Source organism: Pedobacter sp. GQ55, from assembly GCF_059758925.1.
This window is the reverse complement of record NZ_JCAXEI010000003.1, coordinates 653,869-673,581: the sequence shown is the minus strand read 5'-3', so window position 1 is coordinate 673,581 and position 19,713 is coordinate 653,869. Positions and strand designations below refer to the sequence as shown.

The 19,713-nt window shown below is 38.6% G+C and carries 23 protein-coding genes; 11 read left to right on the top strand and 12 right to left on the bottom strand.

The features are described 5' to 3' along the window. The first annotated feature begins 100 nt into the window (after positions 1-100). Both AC6CH7_RS11850 and AC6CH7_RS11845 read left to right on the top strand, forming a co-directional pair. Positions 101-985 (top strand): VanZ family protein, encoded by an 885-nt coding sequence (locus tag AC6CH7_RS11850; protein ID WP_498262910.1) that lies wholly within the window; start codon positions 101-103, stop codon positions 983-985. Further along, positions 982-3,771 (top strand): TonB-dependent receptor, encoded by a 2,790-nt coding sequence (locus tag AC6CH7_RS11845; protein ID WP_498262909.1) that lies wholly within the window; start codon positions 982-984, stop codon positions 3,769-3,771. Before AC6CH7_RS11850 ends, AC6CH7_RS11845 begins: the two co-directional genes overlap by 4 nt. Positions 3,772-3,793: 22 nt before the next feature. On the opposite strand, the gene AC6CH7_RS11840 is transcribed toward AC6CH7_RS11845, so the two are convergent. From AC6CH7_RS11840 to AC6CH7_RS11810, 7 genes are all read right to left on the bottom strand, one after another. Then, positions 3,794-4,474 (bottom strand): hypothetical protein, encoded by a 681-nt coding sequence (locus AC6CH7_RS11840; protein ID WP_498262908.1) that lies wholly within the window; start codon positions 4,472-4,474, stop codon positions 3,794-3,796. Positions 4,475-4,486: 12 nt separating this feature from the next. Further along, the gene (locus AC6CH7_RS11835) at positions 4,487-4,945 is read right to left on the bottom strand and encodes a hypothetical protein (RefSeq protein WP_498262907.1); all 459 of its coding nucleotides are present in this window, start codon (positions 4,943-4,945) and stop codon (positions 4,487-4,489) included. Between the two features lie 199 nt (positions 4,946-5,144). After that, the gene (locus AC6CH7_RS11830) at positions 5,145-6,002 is read right to left on the bottom strand and encodes a hypothetical protein (RefSeq protein WP_498262906.1); all 858 of its coding nucleotides are present in this window, start codon (positions 6,000-6,002) and stop codon (positions 5,145-5,147) included. A gap of 6 nt (positions 6,003-6,008) precedes the next feature. Continuing rightward, positions 6,009-6,440 (bottom strand): hypothetical protein, encoded by a 432-nt coding sequence (locus tag AC6CH7_RS11825; RefSeq protein WP_498262905.1) that lies wholly within the window; start codon positions 6,438-6,440, stop codon positions 6,009-6,011. A gap of 37 nt (positions 6,441-6,477) precedes the next feature. After that, positions 6,478-6,969, bottom strand: a complete 492-nt coding sequence (locus tag AC6CH7_RS11820; protein ID WP_498262904.1) for a GNAT family N-acetyltransferase — start codon at positions 6,967-6,969, stop codon at positions 6,478-6,480. A gap of 15 nt (positions 6,970-6,984) precedes the next feature. Next, complete coding sequence (locus AC6CH7_RS11815) at positions 6,985-7,335, bottom strand: VOC family protein (protein ID WP_498262903.1); 351 nt, start codon at positions 7,333-7,335, stop codon at positions 6,985-6,987. Positions 7,336-7,341: 6 nt separating this feature from the next. Continuing rightward, positions 7,342-8,343, bottom strand: coding sequence for a phosphotransferase enzyme family protein (locus tag AC6CH7_RS11810; protein WP_498262902.1), 1,002 nt, complete (start codon positions 8,341-8,343; stop codon positions 7,342-7,344). Positions 8,344-8,561: 218 nt separating this feature from the next. On the opposite strand from AC6CH7_RS11810, the gene AC6CH7_RS11805 reads away from it, so the two are divergent. Then, the gene (locus AC6CH7_RS11805) at positions 8,562-9,083 is read left to right on the top strand and encodes a GNAT family N-acetyltransferase (RefSeq protein WP_498262901.1); all 522 of its coding nucleotides are present in this window, start codon (positions 8,562-8,564) and stop codon (positions 9,081-9,083) included. Between the two features lie 11 nt (positions 9,084-9,094). Here the strand turns inward: AC6CH7_RS11805 and AC6CH7_RS11800 are convergent, their stop codons facing one another. After that, positions 9,095-10,723, bottom strand: a complete 1,629-nt coding sequence (locus AC6CH7_RS11800) for a M1 family metallopeptidase (protein ID WP_498262900.1) — start codon at positions 10,721-10,723, stop codon at positions 9,095-9,097. A 320-nt stretch (positions 10,724-11,043) separates the two neighbouring features. On the opposite strand from AC6CH7_RS11800, the gene AC6CH7_RS11795 reads away from it, so the two are divergent. The 4 genes from AC6CH7_RS11795 to AC6CH7_RS11780 all read left to right on the top strand — a co-directional run bounded on the left by AC6CH7_RS11795 (position 11,044) and on the right by AC6CH7_RS11780 (position 14,674). Continuing rightward, positions 11,044-12,066 (top strand): redoxin domain-containing protein, encoded by a 1,023-nt coding sequence (locus AC6CH7_RS11795; RefSeq protein WP_498262899.1) that lies wholly within the window; start codon positions 11,044-11,046, stop codon positions 12,064-12,066. A 458-nt stretch (positions 12,067-12,524) separates the two neighbouring features. Next, complete coding sequence (locus AC6CH7_RS11790) at positions 12,525-13,118, top strand: dihydrofolate reductase family protein (protein ID WP_498262898.1); 594 nt, start codon at positions 12,525-12,527, stop codon at positions 13,116-13,118. 87 nt (positions 13,119-13,205) lie between these two features. Then, positions 13,206-13,508, top strand: coding sequence for a hypothetical protein (locus AC6CH7_RS11785; RefSeq protein ID WP_498262897.1), 303 nt, complete (start codon positions 13,206-13,208; stop codon positions 13,506-13,508). A 50-nt stretch (positions 13,509-13,558) separates the two neighbouring features. Beyond that, on the top strand, positions 13,559-14,674 hold the full coding sequence (locus AC6CH7_RS11780) for an acyltransferase family protein (protein WP_498262896.1): 1,116 nt from the start codon (positions 13,559-13,561) through the stop codon (positions 14,672-14,674). A gap of 18 nt (positions 14,675-14,692) precedes the next feature. Here AC6CH7_RS11780 and AC6CH7_RS11775 read toward each other — a convergent pair whose 3' ends face one another. Next, positions 14,693-15,121 (bottom strand): DUF6194 family protein, encoded by a 429-nt coding sequence (locus AC6CH7_RS11775; RefSeq protein ID WP_498262895.1) that lies wholly within the window; start codon positions 15,119-15,121, stop codon positions 14,693-14,695. Positions 15,122-15,245: 124 nt separating this feature from the next. On the opposite strand from AC6CH7_RS11775, the gene AC6CH7_RS11770 reads away from it, so the two are divergent. The 3 genes from AC6CH7_RS11770 (at position 15,246) to AC6CH7_RS11760 (ending at position 17,479) form a co-directional block, all read left to right on the top strand. Further along, positions 15,246-15,572, top strand: coding sequence for a winged helix-turn-helix transcriptional regulator (locus tag AC6CH7_RS11770; protein ID WP_498262894.1), 327 nt, complete (start codon positions 15,246-15,248; stop codon positions 15,570-15,572). 331 nt (positions 15,573-15,903) lie between these two features. Further along, positions 15,904-17,094, top strand: a complete 1,191-nt coding sequence (locus tag AC6CH7_RS11765; protein ID WP_498262893.1) for a threonine aldolase family protein — start codon at positions 15,904-15,906, stop codon at positions 17,092-17,094. A 130-nt stretch (positions 17,095-17,224) separates the two neighbouring features. After that, on the top strand, positions 17,225-17,479 hold the full coding sequence (locus AC6CH7_RS11760) for a hypothetical protein (RefSeq protein ID WP_498262892.1): 255 nt from the start codon (positions 17,225-17,227) through the stop codon (positions 17,477-17,479). A gap of 20 nt (positions 17,480-17,499) precedes the next feature. Here the strand turns inward: AC6CH7_RS11760 and AC6CH7_RS11755 are convergent, their stop codons facing one another. Beyond that, a complete protein-coding gene (locus AC6CH7_RS11755; protein ID WP_498262891.1) occupies positions 17,500-18,009 on the bottom strand; it encodes a hypothetical protein in 510 nt (169 codons plus the stop codon). A 189-nt stretch (positions 18,010-18,198) separates the two neighbouring features. Here AC6CH7_RS11755 and AC6CH7_RS11750 point away from each other — a divergent pair, with 189 nt between their 5' ends. Further along, entirely contained in the window at positions 18,199-18,591 is a 393-nt protein-coding gene (locus tag AC6CH7_RS11750) for a winged helix-turn-helix transcriptional regulator (protein ID WP_498262890.1), read from the top strand. 62 nt (positions 18,592-18,653) lie between these two features. On the opposite strand, the gene AC6CH7_RS11745 is transcribed toward AC6CH7_RS11750, so the two are convergent. Continuing rightward, positions 18,654-19,094, bottom strand: coding sequence for a nuclear transport factor 2 family protein (locus AC6CH7_RS11745; RefSeq protein ID WP_498262889.1), 441 nt, complete (start codon positions 19,092-19,094; stop codon positions 18,654-18,656). A gap of 60 nt (positions 19,095-19,154) precedes the next feature. After that, positions 19,155-19,646 (bottom strand): hypothetical protein, encoded by a 492-nt coding sequence (locus AC6CH7_RS11740; protein ID WP_498262888.1) that lies wholly within the window; start codon positions 19,644-19,646, stop codon positions 19,155-19,157. Positions 19,647-19,713: the final 67 nt, after the last annotated feature.

Sequence of the window (19,713 nt, the reverse complement as noted above, 5' to 3'; positions counted from 1 at the left end):
AAATGTCCTTAATCGAACAAAAAGAAACCCCTGTCTATGCTCGACTGGTCGCGGTATATTACATTTCGGGGTGTGTAAATAATGTTTTTGCTTTGTCTCCATGAAGAAGCATTTAATATCAACATTTATTCTCATTGCTTATAGCGCGATCCTGATCAAGGTAATGGTTTTTAAGGACGTGCCCATGATCAGGATAGGCTCACTGATGATTTATTTTGGAGGATCGCAAACAGGCCCCGCCAACTTAGTACCGTTCAAAACCATTTTGGTGTATCTGCTAGGCGAGAAGGGTCTGATTATCGGAGGCATTAATCTTGTCGGAAACATTATTCTACTGGTGCCAGTAGGATTGCTGGGACCTTTGGCCTTTCGGAACATCACATGGAAAAAAATGGCTATGCTTGCAGTTGCCGCGGGTTTTGCAATCGAGGGATTACAGGTGGTATTGCGCGTGGGTATATTTGATATCGATGATGTTATATTGAATGGGCTAGGCGTTATGGTAGGCTATTGGGTATTTACCATTCTGGCAAAGAAGGTTCGTTTGATGGAATCCAAAAATATTAGGATTGCTGCAATTATGATGATGGTTGTTGCTGGCACTGCCTGTTATGGTCTTGTCATTTATCAGAAGGGTCAGTTTCCGGTGCGTTTCGAACCGGGTCCAGAGCGTCGACGGTCTGATCGTGCTGATAGGGACCAAGATGGAATTCCTCAAGACAACGACCCCTGTGGTGGCACCGGTGGCCTCGGACAGATTGTAAGTACCGGAAATCGCGCCATTATTATTCAACGACGTGATGGCGGCAAAATAATAATTAAGCTTACCAACCAGACAACCATCAGGAACTCGGTAGGTGTCATATTAGCATCCGATTTGAAAATAGGCAACAGGGTAACAATAGTCACATACGAATCAGATCCAGATGGCAACAAAATTGCAACAGCCGTTTTAGTCTGCAACGCAACAAATCAGGGATCATGAAAGTTCTACATTTTCTTTCCACTGCTGCGTTGTTTTTCACTATGCAGGTTTGCGCACAAACCGGTCGACAGGTAACCGGCTTGGTAAAGGATTCCACAGGGGCAACATTGCCTTGGGCAACGGTTAAATTACTAACAGATAAAGATAGTTCAGTTGTGGCTACTAATTCCAACGGTAGGTTTACTTTCTCTTTGTTATCAGTTAATCAGTTCAGCCTGGTGGTTTCTTCTTTAGGTTATCAGGGTGTTAAACGGCGGTACAATATTGATCCTGGCAGTGCTATTGCCGAATTAGATCCAATCATTTTAAAGAATGACCCCATTACACTTCAGGGCATTACGGTCACTAATGCGAATGCGGTCAAAATAAAGGAGGATACCATTGAATACAATGCAGCAGCATACAAAGTGCGCGAAGGTGCAGTAATAGAAGACGCCATCAAGAAAATGCCTGGTTTAGAAGTAAGCAATGATGGTAACATCACCGCACAGGGTAAGCAAGTAAACAAAGTACGGCTCAATGGAAAAGATTATATGGCGGGTGATGTCAAAAGCCTTACCCGCAACTTGCCTGCAAATCTGGTGCAGAATGTACAGGTCATAAACGATTACGGCGATCAGGCCAATATTACGGGCATCAAAATCGGCGACCCACAAAAGGTATTAAACATCAATATCAAGAAGGATAAAGATCATGGCTATTTTGGCCAGGGAACGATGGGAGGTGGGCGTGATGCTATTCAAGGAAAAGGCGGGACAAAGACTGGTGGCCGCTATGTCGCTTCAACCAATATATTCAGTTTCCAGGGAAAGCGTCAGATAACCCTATCAGGTGACCTTAACAATACCAATACAAGCCTGTTCACCTTTACCGGTGGAGACCGCCCGAACGTGTTTGGTCCCGACCCGAAGGGTATTACTAACACACGTTCGCTAGGCTTTAACTATCGTGATGATTGGAGCAAAAAAGTAAAAGTTTACGGAAGCTATAGCCTTGCAGATAACTCAGTATACACCACTTCAAAAACACTCCAAAATAACATCTCAGGGCAGTTACCCTCAATCCAGAACAGCAGTACTACCGACAATACCCAGAACCTTAACCACCGCATTAAACTCAATATAGAATACAAACCAGATACAGTAACTTACTTTAAGTTCATCCCAACGTTTTCTTACAGCGGGGTGCACACCGATCAAACTTTTGCAAGTAGGCTACAAGCCCAAAATGTCGACAATACTTTAATTTCAGATTATACAAGACGTCTATTGTCTCATGCTAAGGCGCCAAACTTTGACCTCAGCGCATTGTACAATCATCGGTTCGCTAAGCGCGGGCGCAATCTCAGTATATTGGTAACCAGTGGTACAACAACAAATAAACAGTACCAGAATCCTGTGTACAGTTATCTTGCAGGCAATGCCAATGCCCCCGTGAATCAAATGATCAATACCAACAGCCGTATTGATAGTGTCGGTCTTTCATTGTCGTACCTGGAGCCGATAAGTAAAAAATCATACCTTGAATTCAGTTACCAGTACCACAACGCACAAACAGGGGCCGGCAGGCTGACCGATACAGTTACTAACGCTGGCGATGTTAATCGCGATCCGGACTTGAGTAACGATTACAATTTTAATTTCATTACCAATAATTTTAGGGTAAACTACCAGATAATTGATCAGAAATACAACTTTACATTCGGTTTGACGGCGCAACCAACGCTACTGAAGGGCTCATCGTCAGTCACTGCCCGTACACACAAAACCTTATACAATTTCTCGCCCGTACTGCATTATGTGTACAACTTCTCCGAGCTGCAGGCACTGGCTTTCAACTATCAGGGAGCAAGCAGTTCGCCAGCTTATCACCAATTGCAGCCGGTTATCGACTTTTCCGAGGCCAGCTACCCGATTCAAGGTAATCCAGATTTGCTGCCCGAATACAACAACAGTTTTCAGGTCAGGTATAACAAATTCGGCGACGGAACGGGCAAAACGTTTTTTGTGAACCTAAGTTTTACTCAAACTGATCACAAGATTGTAGCGAACACGGTTACTTATCCGCGCAATTATACAGCGGACCCAAGACTTGCCGGGGCAATATTAACAAAATATCAAAATGCTTCGGGGTTTTATAACACTTCGGCCTATTATGCGTTTGCTAAGCCTTGGGCCAAACGCAAATACAGCTTATTCTTTAATGGTAAGGTTACTTACAACAACAATATTTCTTACCTCACTGATGTTATCGATTCTCTCGGTATCAATCAAGCTATTCAAAAGAACATGGCTAAAAACCTCGTGCTTTCGCAAGGAGTACGTTTCAGGGTAGATATTCCCAATGTTTTAGATGCAGAGGCGAATGCCAATTATAGTATTAATCAATCTAAAAACTCGGTTCCTGAGGCCAACGTAGACAATAATTTTCAAACCATCACCCTTGGCACCAATGGCAACCTCTATTTCTTCAAAAATTGGACGCTAAATTATAACTACAGTAAGGTGATTTACGAAGGCTATAATGGTGCAACCAATCCCAATGTCTTGAATACTTACATAGAGCGACGTTTTCTAAAGAATAACGTGGGCACTCTGCGATTTTCCGTGTACGATGTATTTAACGAAAATACAGGTTTTACCTCAATGCAAAATGCTTATGCCATTACTCAAAGTAATGTGAACCGGTTAGGACGCTATTACCTGCTCACCTTTACGCTAAGGGTGCAGAAGTTTGCGGGTCGTCCTCCAAAGGGGATGCCGGGTGGCCCGGGTGGGGGTGGTTAACCCCCGGCCTAAATATAAAGATTTACTCTCCTCCCAATGGTTTTACTAAATTTAAAGTCCTTGCATTACCAGTTTTTGCTGCTTTTGCATCATACTCAACGCTCTCCGTGATTAAGTCAGAATCATAAGCAACTCTGGCTTTTCCTTCAGGAACAAAAATACCTGTACCACCTTTGGTGTTGTCAATGTTTATTATACCAATAGTATAATTTTTAATGTTGTTGCCTTCCTTTACGCCCGAAATTATAGTGGCAAATATGGCCGAGTAGGAGCCATAAGTAGATTTAACCTTCCCGTAAATGGTAAAATTATTTCCTGAACCAGATATAGCAGTCACAATGCTGGTATCTCTTAAAGTTAATACATGCTCGCCAATTAAACTTATACCAAAATCATCATTGTGCTGGTCAAAAAACTTCACTTTTGAACTCAGAAATGCATTGCCGGGTTTGTCTCCTGGTATGTTTGATACCTTTAGAATTAATGGCGATACATAAAAAGCGCCTTCCATATTAGGTGGTGTTGTACCTTCGTTTACAGGAAAATTTAATGTTTTCAGGGTATCTAAATATTGCTGTGGAATTACATCCTCAATCTTATTTTTAAGAATTTCTTCGTTTGACGGCCCATCTTTACCCTTCTTGCAGGAGGCAAGATAAGAGATAAATATTATTGCCAATATCAAAATTGAAGTATTTTTCATCTGTATTATCTTTTACTTTTTAACCTTAATTGATATTTGTCCGTCTTCCAAGGCTTCAATATTTTTTTCGGTAAATATGGTTGGATTGGTTTTTTGTAAAGCAATCAACAAATCTTCGGTTGTACCACTATGTTCCAAACTAATGGTTGAACCGGATGTACTAAATTTCATTTTTGAACTGACTATACCTTTAGTATTCTCTGCCTTTTCATTAATGCTTTTTAGGGTAGCAAAATCAACACCGCTAATATTTACAATAGTTTTGGTTTCAGCGGTAACTTCTTCAGCACTTTTCCTTTTGCCAAAGAAACTACTAATTTTACCACCGGTTTTTCCGGCTCTATCAGCTTGTTTCCCCGCTTTATCAGCTTTATCAAGCGTGCGGTCTATTTTGTCTAAAATGCCTTGTGCATTTACAGATGCTGCACCAAATAACATCATGGTGAAACATATAATTCCAAATTTTTTCATAGCGGTAATTTTTAAGATGTACCCAAAGTGACTAATTATTACTTTTTCAAACAATAGATGGATCTTTGTATTTTTTTCTAATGGTTTACCTGTATTTTTTGCTATAATTTTTTATCGACAGGCTGTCTTTCGAGATCAAGCCCTTGGCATAATTACACGCTGATGGTGTAGTTAGATGGAGGTAATTGTTATTATAGAATTAAAAAGGAAGTTTAAGATCAGTAAGGGTTTCCAGCTGATCTCCTTTTTTATCATACACAATGGCGGTGCCATGTAGAATCCCGTCAGGCCTCTTGTAAGGGATAACAATCAATGTATCGTCTGGCAATAACATCCATTTATCGGCCCAGGTTCCGGTTGCTACACTCGCTACCCTATAAACCTCTATGAAGGTTACCTGTTCAAACCGGAGTGGAACGATTTTTTTGTATCTGGTCTTTAATTGCTCCAATACTATGGGGTCAAGATCCTCGGCACTGGAATTTTCGGTAACAATCGCCTGAGCCCTAAAATTAGGAATCTCCTGCAGGCGTGTGAAAAAGTAGTGGTTTTGGTCCCGAAGTTTAACCAGTCTGTTTTCCATTTGCTTCATTTTAGGTAAAATGGCATCAGGCCGTCTGAAACCACCTCCTACTGAAAGATGCTCTGACAGTAGGGAAGAAGAGAACGTAATTCCCCAGCCGTGGTTGTTTTTGAAACACCGATCCATATGAAGAGTGCTTCCTAACTTGTCAACAACAGAGGGGAAACTCTCTTTTAGATTCGCCCAAGCAAAAGGCGTCCGAAATTCAGACCAGAAGATATTCAGCATTAACCTGTCATACATATATCTTTTATACTCTTTATCAAAACTCCCGTCACCGGTTAGCGATGCATATATCCTGCTGATGTTTGGGTTATACAACTGTTTGTCATCGATGATCCAGGGTAAATTATAAATATTGGCAAATGATAATGCTGAAATAATCTTTGTCTTTCCAGATTTGGTTGTAATCGTTATTTTATAACTGGTCCTGTCATCCGTAAATAGTGGCATGAGTTGCTTACGCAACATCATCTCAATTCATTTTTTATCCTGAAGTGCGTCTATAAATGCTATTTTTTGTTGAGGTGTAATTCCCGCATCTTTTAAAAAATTGGTTTTAATTAAGCTATCAAATGCTATTGCCATTTCCCGGTGCTGAATATTGAACCGCTCCATTTTAATACTGGTGTCTTTAGTGTTGATGATCTGGAACAGATCTATAAGTTGCTTTTGAGAAATGTTTTTGATAAAAATTCTTGTTAAGGAATCTTTCAATTGGTAGCTTTTCCAAATACCCTTTTCACTGACAATCTCAAACCTCTTTATAGCGTCCGGATAGAACAAGCCTCCAGGGCTCTCTGAGAGATTTAGCTTTACTACTTCCTTCAAAGAAATATCTTGTCTTGCAACCACGCTCAGCGTTATCAGATGAACAAGACAGGTTATAATGACAAAACGAAATTTGTTCACATTTTTGGATAACTGAATTAATATAAGCTTTTTTTTATTAATCTTGTCCTGCAATTTTGCTTCTTCTTTCCATTAGCACTGTATCTCTCCAGATCCCATTCATCTTACCAACCTTTTCGCGATAACCAATTTTTCTAAAACCAAGTTTTTCATGAAGTACGATGCTTGCAGTGTTTTCAGGAAATATACCAGATTGTAGCGTCCATATGTTGTTTGCTTCACTTTCGGTGATGAGCTTTTGTAATAAAGCCTTGCCTATACCTTTTCCACGGAAATCCTTATGGATGTAAACGCTAACCTCAGTTACACCAGAATAAACACATCGTGAAGAAACAGGGGAGAGCACCGCCCAACCAGCAATAGCATTATTAACGATCGCTACATATCTTAATGCTGTGAGATGTGCTTTGTCCCATTCTTCCCAGCTTGGTGCCTCTATCTGAAAAGTAGCTTGTTTAGTTTCAATCCCATGTAGATAAATCATTCTTACATCTTCCCAGTGACTGGCTAATAATTCAGTTATTTCCATATTTATGTGTAATAATTATATGTGGGCCAAAATATTAACTAATTTGTTAAAAGGATCGCGTACAAAAAATCTACGAACACCCCATGGCTCATCAATTGGACCATATTCAATTGATATTCCAAAATCTTTCATTCGCTTAAGTGCTTCATCAATATCATCAACCTCGATAGATAAATCAGGTACCGGTGTACCAGAACCACCTTCTGCAGCAAAATTGATCTGAATGTGTTGATTCTCATTAGACCCATAGGTCTTAATCCAGCCATGATCCATCAATAAATCAAGTCCAAGTATAACTTGATAGAATTGTCTGGCCGCATCAATGGTTTGCGTGGATATGTCTATAACGATTCTTTTAACTTTCATAGATTTTTAGTATCCCAATAAATCCTTACCGATATTTTCTTCAAAATACTTTCTTACCAAAAGATTGATGAACCTTTTCAAATAGATTTCATTCAGAAACACGTTAGACCAATTGTCGTATCTTTGGCACTGTACTCCAAGGTAGAAAAAATAAAGACACACCCCAAGCATTGGCAACAGTCGTTTTTCCTCATAAGAGATAGAAGTTACCAATTGGTATCCATTCAAAAAGCTTTCTATCTTCAAATCACGTTCATCAACATCTTTTTCAGTGCTATGAAGTTGTAAAATATAATAGGCAATATCATAACAAAGCCAGCCGTTCCCACAAAAATCGAAATCAAAGATCGTTATACGCCCGTCTTTGGTAATGTTCATGTTGTCAAACCACATGTCTAGATGTAGCACCCCTTGCCTCAACTGAGTTATGTCGGCCTTATTAATCTCGTTTAATAGATATGTTTGTGCAGATAACATCCAGGCCATTTCTTCAGAATCAGCAGGAAGAAATTTGCTTAAATATGCAAATGGGTGCTCCAAAACAAGTTTTGGAGTGTAAGTAACCCTTTTTAAACTCAAATTGAGGGTATTCTGGTGAATATTGGCCATTGTTTTGCCGACTTTAAAATGCAAATCGGCAGATAAATTGAGTTGTTTGTCACCTTCAGCAAACGAGAATAACACACTCTGACGCGTGCCTTCAGGCGCTTCTAAATATTGGATATAATTGCCTTCAACATCTTTTAAAGGATAAGAAATGCAAATATCCTTAGCCAGAAGCAGATTAAGCAAGCGGATTTCTTCACTAATCTCTAAGTCGCTTCGCCAGTTTAGGCTGTAAATCCTGAAGATAAATTTATGCTTTCCATCTGCAACCAGATAACTATGATTAATACCTGTTTTTAATAACTTACAGGAAACATCGCCATCTACACTATACATCTTCCGTACAAGCAAACCAATATAATCTGCTGAAAGAATTGAACTGATAACGGGAAATTTCTCCATGATGACAAGATTGACTGCAAATTAAAGAAAATAATGAGCACATGTTGTAAAATGCCAAAAGCTACCTGTTACTAACACAATAGATGCCTTTATCAAAGCCAGTGTATGGTATGGCTCAACAGACGAAGCCTTGCCTACCTACAATCAATTAGAGCGATATTCTAAATATAGGTTTATTTAGTAATTGATTAAATTTGTAAGCTAAAATAAGTTAAATAATGGAATACATACAGGTTAAAAAGGCTACTATTGATGATTTAAGTGCAATTCAGCGCATTGGTAGAGAAACTTTCTTTGAAACATTTGCCGATAGCAACACTAAGGAGGATATGGAAAAGTATCTTGAAGACAGTTTTAATAATAGCCGAATGACAGCCGAATTGAACAATCCAGATTCATTGTTCTATATTGCTTGGGAAGATGAAAACCCTATTGGTTACCTAAAAGTAAATACCGGAACTGCACAAACAGAATTACAAGATCAAAAAGCTTTAGAAATTGAGCGCATATATGTCAAAAGCAGCCATCATGGTAAAAAGGTTGGTCAGTTTCTTTATGAGAAGGCGCTAGAGGTTGGTCAGGGACAGCATAATTCCTATTTATGGCTAGGTGTTTGGGAAAAAAATCCACGTGCAATAAGATTCTACGAAAAGAATGGATTTATTGCTTTTGATAAGCATATATTCAAAATGGGTAACGATGAGCAGATTGATATTATGATGAAAAAAGAGTTGTTATGATAAAATTAAATTTAATCTGCTACTTTAATAAAGTAGTTTTTATCAACGAGGAAGCTCTTTGCATCACCTTTAGAAGTAGATAGTTTTTGCCACTGTGTTGTTGGATAGATTAATTGAAAAGTTTTGCCATCAGCTGCAATGTTCAGGGGCATATCAAACCCCTCCACACAATTGATCCACCTAAAGTGTAGTTCGCTGTCCTTAAAATTATATTCCAATACAGGCACTTGGGTGGTTTTTAAGTATTGAGTGAATACACTGGTAAAATCCTTTTTTGTGTACTGGTTAAGAAACTCCAAAATCTGCTCGGTATTAATAGTTTGGTGAGAAAATGTCTGGTTCAACCCCATTAGCCAGCCACGGAAAACTTCGTCTCCCAATATCTGTCGGATAGTGTGAAGCATTGCCGCGCTTTTATAGTATTTATCGGATGTATTCGTCCCTAAAATTGGCCTGTCATTCTTTATACGCTTCCAAGTACCCAGCGAATAATCGTTGCCTGCTTCATTACCCCAAACCTGCGCTGTGTAAAGGCTCTCTAGGTATTTTGCAAAGCCTTCATGTATCCAGGTATCGCGGTGCGAACTAGAAGTAAGGCTGTTGCCAAACCATTCGTGCCCGCTTTCATGCACAAGTATGAAGTCCCATTTCAGCCCCCAACCTGTTCCAGAAATATTGTCTTTTCCTCCATAACCGTTTCGGAATCCATTACCGTACGCTATTCCACTTTGATGTTCCATGCCAGGCATAGGTGCCTCTACTAATTTATAACCATCCTTATAAAATGGATAGGGGCCCATCCAATATTCAAAAGCTCTTAGCATAGTATCTGTTTGCAAGAAATGTTTCTTTGCTTTCACCAGGTTATAGTCTAATACCCAGAAATTACAATCAAGCTTCCCTTTTAAACCCCTGTACTCACTATGCCAGTTTGTATATTTTCCAATGTAAGGAACAATGTTATAGTTATTAATCGGGTTCACAACTTTCCAATTGTAGGTGGTTGTACTATCTTTGTTGATAACCTTTTTTTGCAATCTGCCATTTGCCACTGCCGTCAGTGTATCGGGCACAGTAATACTGAAGTCAACACCTTTATCGGGCTCATCATATAATACCTCCTTACATGGCAGCCAAATGCTGGCCCCCGAGCCCTCACAAGCAATGCTTATCCACGGCCTTCCTTTTTCATCCTTTGCCCATATCCAGCCATTGTCAAAAGGAGGGTTGGTAGCTGTTTTTGGGTGTCCTTCAAATTTAATAAGGATATCATGGTTCTCGCCTTTCCTTACTGGTATTGGGAAAGTGATCAAGTAGGCATCTTTTTTCCTGGTATAGGGAAGGGGCAAATTTTTCCAGGTGATACTGGTTATGCGCATCGGATCTTGTAAATCAATTTGTATAATGTTTCCAGTCTGCAAAGCAGTAAAGGTCACGTTATTTGTTCCTGAAATAAAGTTCTTGTTTATGTCTGGAGTTATTGCAATAGTGTAATGTAATAAGTTCCACCAATACCTTTCTTTAGATATGTTGTCGGGAATCTGCTCTTTGTTAGTGTTTACATTCGATGTAGTAGTTTGAGCATGAAGGGACACAAAGATAAAGAAAAAGAGAAGAAGAGAAAAGGTTTTTATTTGCATATATGCTCCAAAGAATAACTGAAATAGCTAGGTATTTAAAAGATAAAATAAACAATTAGAACCCCTGTTAGTATAACAATATATAAGGGCCACCTTAGTCCATCGAATAAAGTGTCCCATAAAACCTCTTTTTCGGTTATACGATTCAACCAATATTTATTATCTAACTTTCGCTGTGGTCTCTTCATTGCATCAAATGGCGTCTACTTCTAATGTAACCAAAAATATGCGTTCTACCTAGCTTTTATAACTTAAGAAATAGTTGTAAGTCTAAAATATAAACTATATCTTTAGTTATATGCTGCATTATCTCGTTAGCCATGAAAAAATACTTGTTTTTTATACTATTACTGTTTCCATTTATAGCAAACGCGCAAGATAGTTTAATAATAAATGGGACAGTTGATAAAGGTTTGAACGGTAGGGTGTTATGCTTAAAACCAATTTATCCCCATCGTAGTAATTTATCAAATCCTGAAATCTATATAGAAAGTAAAATTAAGGAAGGTAAATTTGCATTTACTATCCCTGCAAATACGCTAGAGCGTTATATGATTTCGATTAAAGATGACGATGATAAAAATCGTTTCGCTACTTTTCTTCTCTTACCAAAAACAACAGATATTGTCTTTTTAGACACACTTCTAAAAAAATATAAGGTAAGTGGGAACGATATCGATAAAGAATTTAAGGAATCAATAATTCCTATAACGGACAGACGGAAGTTCACCCAACCAGAGGTGAATATGCTTGCGATATCCTGGATTGAGAATCATCCAAGTTCGTCTTTAAATACCCTAATTTTAAACGCCATCTTACTTAATAATGTTTCTGATGATGAAATTTGGAGGCTATACAAATTAATTCCAGATGTAGTCAAAACAAATTCATATGGAAAGGAACTGAAATTTATTGCGGAAAACCTATATATAGGACAAAATGCACCAGGCTTTAGTCAGACAGATACTAGTGGAATTAAAATTACCCTTTCGCAGTTTAAAGGAAAATACGTATGGATAGATTTTTGGGCCTCCTGGTGCGTTCCTTGCAGAGCTGAACATCCTAATCTGATTAGTGCAATAAAAAAATACAGTAAACAGCTAGAAATAATTAGCGTTTCACTAGATGATAAACGTGATCCCTGGTTAGAAGCCATTAAAAAAGATGGAATTAGTAGCTGGAAGCAGATTTTTGACCTAAAGGGGTGGGAAAATGAAATATCAAAGAATTACAGAATCCGTTCAATTCCACGTAATTTCCTTATAAGCCCCGAGGGAAAGATAATAGCGAAAAATTTAAGAGGAAAAGATTTTATGGCACAGCTATCTACTTTAATCCCTTAATGTGGCGAAGATATTTTAATAATTCCTCTGAAAAATCTGTAATAATTGAAGAAATGTGGTGCGTTAATTTCATTTCACAGTCAACCTTCTCAGCCTTATCTTTTTTGCAGGAACTCAGCGCAAAGACAATCCCAAGACTGATCAATAAGGTGTTAATTTTATTCATGCTTAATTTACGAAATTGAAACCAGATTTAAAGAAAAATAAATTACTAACGACAGATTGTTTAAACCTCCCGTCAATCCTGATGGTAGGAGGGATTTCTTGACCACAAAGCAACTGCCAAGCAAATTGGCATATTTTGACGGAATTCACCCTTAAGTTGTCGTTTTTATACCGTACTAGATCCTGAAATGCACTCCATCTTTGTATTGTAAACACGTATTTACTTAAATCAATACTACAAATTGCAATAGCCTAAAATAAACTTTTAACTTACTTACAAAACATCAAATAAAATGAGAAAAATAACAGTATTGTCAATGATTTCACTGGATGGTGTTATGCAAGCACCAGGTGGACCCGGAGAAGACACATCAGGTGGCTTCAAATATGGCGGTTGGACCGCATCTTATGGTGATGAGCTTTTTGGCAAGATCATTCAGGAAGAGTTGAAACCGGCAGAATATCTTTTGGGCAGAAAAACATACGAGATTTTTGCGTCGTACTGGCCTCATCATGGTGACTTTTGGCCAGGTATTAATGATGGTGCCAAATACGTCCTGTCGCAGACCATGGAAAAATCAGATTGGAAAAATTCCCTATTCCTCCAAAATGCGGCAGATATCAAAAAACTCAAAAATTCAGACGGTCCTGATATTCAGGTTTGGGGCAGTAGTCAGCTCGTTCAGCTCTTGCTTGAGCATGATTTAGTAGACGAACTCCGCTTAAAAATTTATCCACTAACGCTTGGTAAAGGAAAAAAATTATTCGACGATGGTCCCATTCCGGCAGCGTTTACATTAGTAGAGAGTTTGGCTACCCCAAGTGGAGTAATTATCGCCAGCTATAAGCGAGCTGGAGAAGTCAAGACCGGAACTGCCGGAGCTTAATAGAATATTGAACTTGGCAAATAGCACTTTTTAGCAACGATGGGCACTTGACAAATTGATTTGATTTATCGAAAGCACCTCTAATTTATGATGAAAAATATAATCGATGAAATGTTGTTAAAATACGGATTGGCTAAAGAGCCTAGTATTCTGCCTATGCTGGACGATTTTGGGGATGAGGGAGAGATCAGAGAATATTGCTGGCAGGTTTTGCGAACTTATTCTGATCTAAAAAAAGAAGATTGGATTATCGGAATTGAAGGCGGGGATTATATTTATAGTTTTGGTGGCAACTACATTTTTATTACAGACGATATCTGGAGTTTCAACTTGATTGCCTGTCAGCCAGTATTGGATTTGCTCGTAGAAAAAATAAAAACGATTAGGTAGCCAGTCGTATGTTAGCTTTTTTTTACAAATTGCGGTTTCACACACACTGAATGAGCATTAGCCTAAATAACGAGCTGGCCACCAAGCCACACTATCCCATATTAGACGGCCTTCGCGGCGTCGCAGCCATAATCGTTGTAACGTTTCACCTGGCCGAACCATTCTCAACAAGTAATTTAGATAAATTCGTTAATCACGGTTATCTGGCTGTAGACTTTTTCTTTTTATTATCAGGTTTCGTGATGGGCTATGCCTACGACGATCGCTGGCATAAAATGACAGTGGGCAGTTTTTTCAAACGCCGTATCGTACGTCTTCAGCCAATGGTGGTTTTGGGGATGACCCTCGGTGCTATCGGATTCTATTTTACAGATTCTACGCTATGGCCGCTCATTCATACTATTCCGATCTGGAAGATGCTGCTGGTATTGCTGATCGGTTATACGATCCTGCCCATACCATTATCGCTTGATATACGTGGCTGGCAAGAGATGCACCCCCTTAATAGCGTGGGATGGTCATTGTTCTTTGAATACATTGCCAATATTCTTTATGCCGTCTGGATCAGAAAATTCTCCAAAACGGCATTAAGTATTTTAGTAGGCATCGCTGCTATCGTACTCATGCATCTGGCGATCACAAACGGCGACGTTAGTGGTGGCTGGACGCTAAATGTGGAACAGGTACGCATTGGACTAACGCGTGTCATGTATCCTTTCTTTGCCGGTCTGTTACTTTCACGTGTAGCCAAGCCGACCCGTATTAAAAATGCCTTTTTATGGTGCAGCCTTTTAGTAGCTATAGTACTTTATATGCCGCGCATTGGCGGTGCTGAGCAGGTTTGGATGAACGGGGTCTATGACTCGGTTTGCATTATCATTGTATTCCCGCTTATCGTATACCTTGGCGCCAGTGGTCTGATGCAAAGTCAAAGAGAGAACCGGGTCTGCAAATTTTTAGGTGATATATCGTACCCGCTTTACATGGTGCATTATCCGATTGTCTACTTTTACGTGGCCTGGATCAGTAATAACAAAGGGATAACGATAGCCCAGGCTTGGCCTTATGCGTTACTCATCTTAATGGGCAGCATTATTTTGGCATATGCCGCATTGAAATGGTATGATGAGCCGGTTCGCAAATGGTTGCGGGAAAAGCTTGCGTAGAATTGGAATACGGCTAAGCTAACTCTTATACCTTTTAACAGCTAAGCCATACGCTACATCAAGATAACTTTTTAATCCAGGTAAGCTACCCTCGCCTGGATTCACGATACATAACCAATACATTGCTCCGTAAAAGGGGTGCGGCATCACTATGTTCTCGACCGTAAAATCTACACCTGAGTCTACATACGCGCCAATGCCTTTTTTTAACTTTATACCCTGAAAGATACTGACAAATAAAGTCTTGTCAATGCCAATATTTAGTCGAAAGAAACCTTCTCTATTCAACTGAGATACACTGTCAAAATCGTTGTCGCTGGTAACTATAGTTGCAAATGGCATCATCTTCTCCTGATCATACATAAAGAAAAGATCACCATTTGCTTCTGTAATGTTTACGTTTTTAAAATTAGATAAGATATATGCAGTAATTTCCTCGATGGTCATAATCAATATGGTTGTAGTTAAATTGTAAATGTCTACTGCTAACTTTACATTTGCAAGTAGTTACCTCTTTGTACAATAGTAATAAAAGTAAAGTTTTATTGATTTACAGTGTTTTAAATTTTCAATGCAGGAAAATAAAATTGAGATCTGTCCATTTCAGGAAGCGATGGATTTGATGTCGGGTAAATGGACCATGACGATCATCAATACATTGATGGCTGGTAAAATGAGGTTTAAGGTGCTGGAAAGATCAATCCCCGGTATAAATACACGTATGCTGGTCAAAGAGCTCAAACAATTGGAGAAAACAGGAGTTCTGATCAGGACCGCCTATGCCACAGTTCCTCCAACTGTGGAGTATGCACTAAGTGAAAAAGGAATTTCATTGACACCTGTTCTTATTGCTGTGCAGGAATGGGCGTTAAAAAACATACATACGAATAATATTTAAATTATGCTGAGTTTAATTTCTTCAATTTGTTTAATATCTCTCGGTATAATGGCAAAGTATTCAACCAACAACGACGGCTGGAGTTCTGTCAAAAAATACTCAAACTATCTTATAATCGGTGGGTTGCTTTTTTTAATCATCGGGGTATTGCGATTCCTTTAATACATATAAGTAGTAAGCTGTTCCTTCTAGAGCTATAACTTCAATATTTTGAAAACTCTTGTCATCTTGATGCTAGGAGAACGGAGCCCTTCAGCGAGTTCAGCGCAGCTAAATTTAGTATCTTTGATGAAAAGCCATTTTTATTAAATCCTGAAACAACCATACAAATATGTCTGCATATAAGCGTCGCGATTTCTTAAAATTCTCTTCTTTATCGGCCTTGCCGCTTATTGGGTCGGTAATTATGCCAGTAAACACATTTGCGGCAGAACAACCAAAGCCATCAATAGATAGCGAAGCAGTTTATTTTATTAACGATGGGATTTTTTATCGGCCAGAAGATTTTATCAATAAGCTACAAGAGATAAATACTGTTAATCCCATCGAAAGAGATAGTTATGCTGATGGTGGAACCATCGAAAAGCTTTTAAAGAAATTTGTAGAAATTACCGGAAAAGAAGCTGCTGTTTATTTGCCAACAGGAACATTAGCAAACCAGCTCGCGATTAGTACTTTATGTGGAAGCAATACCAAAGCATTCGTACAAGAAACCAGTCATGTTTATCGGGATGAAGGAGATGCTGCCCAGACCCTGTTTAACAAAAGATTAATTCCCTTAGCAGAAGGAACAGCACATTTCACATTAGAAGAACTAAAAAATGCAATCAAATACCATAAAGATGGAGAAGCATTTGTTGGCGAAGTTGGAACAGTATCTATAGAAACACCCGTAAGAAGGTGCGACAACCAGGCTTTTCCTTTAGAAGAAATAAAAAAGATTTCGGCCTATTGTAAGGAGCAAGGTTATAAAATGCATCTTGATGGGGCTAGATTACACATGGCAACTGCATTTACAAATGCAACGGTTAAAGAATATGCAGCCTATTTTGATACAGTTTACATGTGTTTGTATAAGTATTTGGGTGCAACTGGTGGTGCTGTTCTATGTGGCGATAAAGTTCTGATTGACCAAATGCATCATCTTATTAAAATCCATGGAGGTGGAATTTTTACCAATTGGCCAAGTGCATCTATCGCTTTACATCATTTAAACACTATTGATGAGGTAATGGAAAAAATTAAAATAAAATCGGCCAGTCTTTTTAAACAATTTGAATACCTTAAAGGCATCAAAATTAATCAGGTACCGAACGGTACAAACCAATTTAATGTATCAATAGCTAGCGGAATTGACCCTGTTAAACTAAATAAAAGACTAAGAGGGGAGCATAACATTGTTTTAGGCCAGCCAAGAGAAGATGGTTTTGTAAAAATTAAAGTAAATCCAACATTGTTGAGAAGAGATAATCAGCAAATTATCAACTCCTTTAAAGAAGCGATCGCATTTGCGAAAGTGTAAATTTCTGATAGAGATCTTTCTACTATATGCTTTTTCCTAGTTTCTTGAAGGTATTAAAATAAAACGGATCTTCAATTTTAAGAAAGGTTTTTCAAAACATTTGTAAGACAACATTGCTAATACTGTAGAAATGAAAGCAATAACAAACCCCACTCCGTTTTTCCACTCAGATAAACCTATGTTTTCACTAAAGTTTGCTAACTCGTTTTTTGAAAATGCTAAAAACGATCCAATATATAGTGATATGGAAAACATGTTTAAAGCAATTGCAACATTAAGTATAAGTATGTTCAATTCGGGCGAGGTAAGGCGTGGCGGTTTTATGAACTCACAAACTGTTTGGCTGGAGGCCGTGAGCGATAGCGTCTATCTTTCTAAAGAGTGAAGAGGGCCGTCCACTCCACTTTACTTTAACAACACTTTGATCCCATTAGGATAGATTTTATCACCAATTTCCAACTTCGTATAATCCTGATTTGTTGCCTTAAGGCCTTCTAATGGATAATAATACAGCTTACACGGATTATCGCTTTTTACCTGCTTAATGGTATAAGAAAACTCAACATCAGATAGGCCTTTCGTTTCAATCTTGTACCGGTATTCACCCGCCTTTTCGTGAAAAACAGCTAGTTCGAGCATCCCAATCAACGGAGAACCCGGGATATTTACAATGCGCCAGTTCGTGAGTGGCGTAGTTGTTCCTTCCAACGTTATCTTCAAATCGGTTGCGGTAAGCCCTTCTTTAAGAATCAGGTTGTCTCCTGTCTGCTTATCTGCAAGGACAATCATAACCCTTAACGGTGGACTTTCATTCAGGATACCATCACAAGGATCAGAGTTCTCCCCATTTTTTTTGCAGCCCAGCAGTACGGAAAAAAGAACCAGTAGTAAAATCGAGTAGCGTAATATTTTCATGGAAGCGAAGATATTTATTTGGTTTCAACATCGAAAATAGCCCAAAAATTATCCTCCAGACTAAGACTCTGTGGTGGCAAGGTTGGATTTAGCATTATAAGCCAATAATACTTACCAAAATTACCTTATATTTGCTAATAAATTATTAGCTGTTACCTAAAGGTTATCAGATAACATCAACATTGTTTTATGGAGCAAACAGAAGAGCAACCAGTAAATAAAGAATTTACCGAAGAATGTACCAAGGTACTCAACGCGGTATCAGACGCACTATATGCCGTAGGCGGCAAATGGAAGCTGATGATAATAATTGCAATGGCAAGGGGAAATAATAGATTTTCAGCGCTTCAGAGACAGGTCAAAGGTATTTCTGCCAGGGTGCTATCAAGTGAACTGAAAGAACTGGAAATGAACGGATTTATAGTTAAAAAAGTTGCTGTGGGTTATCCGGTAACAATCGAATATCAATTGCTTCCCTATTCCCATACACTTGAAAAGATTGTGGGCGCAATGACCGAATGGGGCATTCAGCACCGGGAAAAAATAAAAAGTGAAAGGTCGTCTAAACCTTCAAAAGGTTAAACGCCACCGTTAGTATTTATTAAAGAATGGGGCCTCAAAAGCCCCATTTCCTCGAAATAACCCTAATTGCTCAGTGGTCTTTCCTCTACAATTATAAAGTAGCCGATGCGTTCCTTTATTAGCCATTTTCCATTTAGACACACATATTTGTCATCGTATTTAACACTATAATCAGTAATTACATTCTTGCCTTCAACCTCTCTTATCATCTTAAGTTGAGAAAAAGAAAGACCTGTAGCGTTATCTCCATCGATTTTTACCGTATGCTGCCCGTTCATAGTAAAATAGGTCTTTACCAACGATGCATGCCCGTTAAATTCTTTTTCCATGGATTCTGTTCCAGAAACATTTGCTGCTAAAAAATCACCCATATAGACTTTATATGTGGCATCTGGCGTAAATAAGTCCATTACTTCCGAGATCTTTTTTTCATCACTTAAATAGGCGTAAGCATCTATTAAGTCCCTTAATTCTTCTTTGATTTTTAAAATTTCTAATGTCATGATTTTTTAATTTTATATGTAAAAGTTTTATTTTTTGTGAGTGCGATAATGCTGTTCCCGTTAGGCCAGAAATGAAGGATCGATCTGATAAGCGTCGAATAATTGGTATGCCTTAAGGTTTTTTTGACCAAGTCCCATGCGCAAATCCAAGACAGAAAGGTCTGTTCCAATTGGGCTGAACTGTATCCCCTTAAGCAGGGCGGTATTGATGACTAGTCCAATTGCTAAACTTGTAGTCTTATCGGCCCATTCCAATAATTCCTTTTCGCTGTCTATCATGTTGCTATAATTCTCAAGGAAATCAGATCTGAAAGGAGGGAGAATGGTCTGATACTCCTTAGATCTTGTTGCGTAGTCAAGTAGGTCCTTACCATTAAAATCAGTCCTTTTAAGAACAAGCAACTGAAAAGGGGCAAACAAGGTCTTATCCATCTCAAGGCCAGAAAGTTCGTTGCGGTCAATGCGGATCATCGTAAATGGCCAGGCACCCGTTGAGGGCATAAGGGGAAAGATGTCCAGTATCGAAGAATCTATTATTTGTTCTAGTCCCATATTTGTTGTCGTTTACAATTCGTTAACTATTTATTCGTTTTTGATGCCAGCAAAATTATACTATATT

Excerpts from the sequence above, each read along its gene's own strand:
- AC6CH7_RS11770 (WP_498262894.1), top strand. The coding sequence starts at position 15,246 with ATGCAGGAAAATAAAATTGAGATCTGTCCATTTCAGGAAGCGATGGAT.
- AC6CH7_RS11840 (WP_498262908.1), bottom strand. The coding sequence starts at position 4,474 with ATGAAAAATACTTCAATTTTGATATTGGCAATAATATTTATCTCTTAT.
- AC6CH7_RS11800 (WP_498262900.1), bottom strand. The coding sequence starts at position 10,723 with ATGCAAATAAAAACCTTTTCTCTTCTTCTCTTTTTCTTTATCTTTGTG.
- AC6CH7_RS11850 (WP_498262910.1), top strand. The coding sequence starts at position 101 with ATGAAGAAGCATTTAATATCAACATTTATTCTCATTGCTTATAGCGCG.
- AC6CH7_RS11785 (WP_498262897.1), top strand. The coding sequence starts at position 13,206 with ATGATGAAAAATATAATCGATGAAATGTTGTTAAAATACGGATTGGCT.
- AC6CH7_RS11830 (WP_498262906.1), bottom strand. The coding sequence starts at position 6,002 with ATGATGTTGCGTAAGCAACTCATGCCACTATTTACGGATGACAGGACC.
- AC6CH7_RS11815 (WP_498262903.1), bottom strand. The coding sequence starts at position 7,335 with ATGAAAGTTAAAAGAATCGTTATAGACATATCCACGCAAACCATTGAT.
- AC6CH7_RS11835 (WP_498262907.1), bottom strand. The coding sequence starts at position 4,945 with ATGAAAAAATTTGGAATTATATGTTTCACCATGATGTTATTTGGTGCA.
- AC6CH7_RS11755 (WP_498262891.1), bottom strand. The coding sequence starts at position 18,009 with ATGAAAATATTACGCTACTCGATTTTACTACTGGTTCTTTTTTCCGTA.
- AC6CH7_RS11790 (WP_498262898.1), top strand. The coding sequence starts at position 12,525 with ATGAGAAAAATAACAGTATTGTCAATGATTTCACTGGATGGTGTTATG.
- AC6CH7_RS11810 (WP_498262902.1), bottom strand. The coding sequence starts at position 8,343 with ATGGAGAAATTTCCCGTTATCAGTTCAATTCTTTCAGCAGATTATATT.
- AC6CH7_RS11750 (WP_498262890.1), top strand. The coding sequence starts at position 18,199 with ATGGAGCAAACAGAAGAGCAACCAGTAAATAAAGAATTTACCGAAGAA.
- AC6CH7_RS11745 (WP_498262889.1), bottom strand. The coding sequence starts at position 19,094 with ATGACATTAGAAATTTTAAAAATCAAAGAAGAATTAAGGGACTTAATA.
- AC6CH7_RS11765 (WP_498262893.1), top strand. The coding sequence starts at position 15,904 with ATGTCTGCATATAAGCGTCGCGATTTCTTAAAATTCTCTTCTTTATCG.
- AC6CH7_RS11760 (WP_498262892.1), top strand. The coding sequence starts at position 17,225 with ATGAAAGCAATAACAAACCCCACTCCGTTTTTCCACTCAGATAAACCT.
- AC6CH7_RS11820 (WP_498262904.1), bottom strand. The coding sequence starts at position 6,969 with ATGGAAATAACTGAATTATTAGCCAGTCACTGGGAAGATGTAAGAATG.
- AC6CH7_RS11740 (WP_498262888.1), bottom strand. The coding sequence starts at position 19,646 with ATGGGACTAGAACAAATAATAGATTCTTCGATACTGGACATCTTTCCC.
- AC6CH7_RS11845 (WP_498262909.1), top strand. The coding sequence starts at position 982 with ATGAAAGTTCTACATTTTCTTTCCACTGCTGCGTTGTTTTTCACTATG.
- AC6CH7_RS11805 (WP_498262901.1), top strand. The coding sequence starts at position 8,562 with ATGGAATACATACAGGTTAAAAAGGCTACTATTGATGATTTAAGTGCA.
- AC6CH7_RS11780 (WP_498262896.1), top strand. The coding sequence starts at position 13,559 with ATGAGCATTAGCCTAAATAACGAGCTGGCCACCAAGCCACACTATCCC.
- AC6CH7_RS11775 (WP_498262895.1), bottom strand. The coding sequence starts at position 15,121 with ATGACCATCGAGGAAATTACTGCATATATCTTATCTAATTTTAAAAAC.
- AC6CH7_RS11795 (WP_498262899.1), top strand. The coding sequence starts at position 11,044 with ATGAAAAAATACTTGTTTTTTATACTATTACTGTTTCCATTTATAGCA.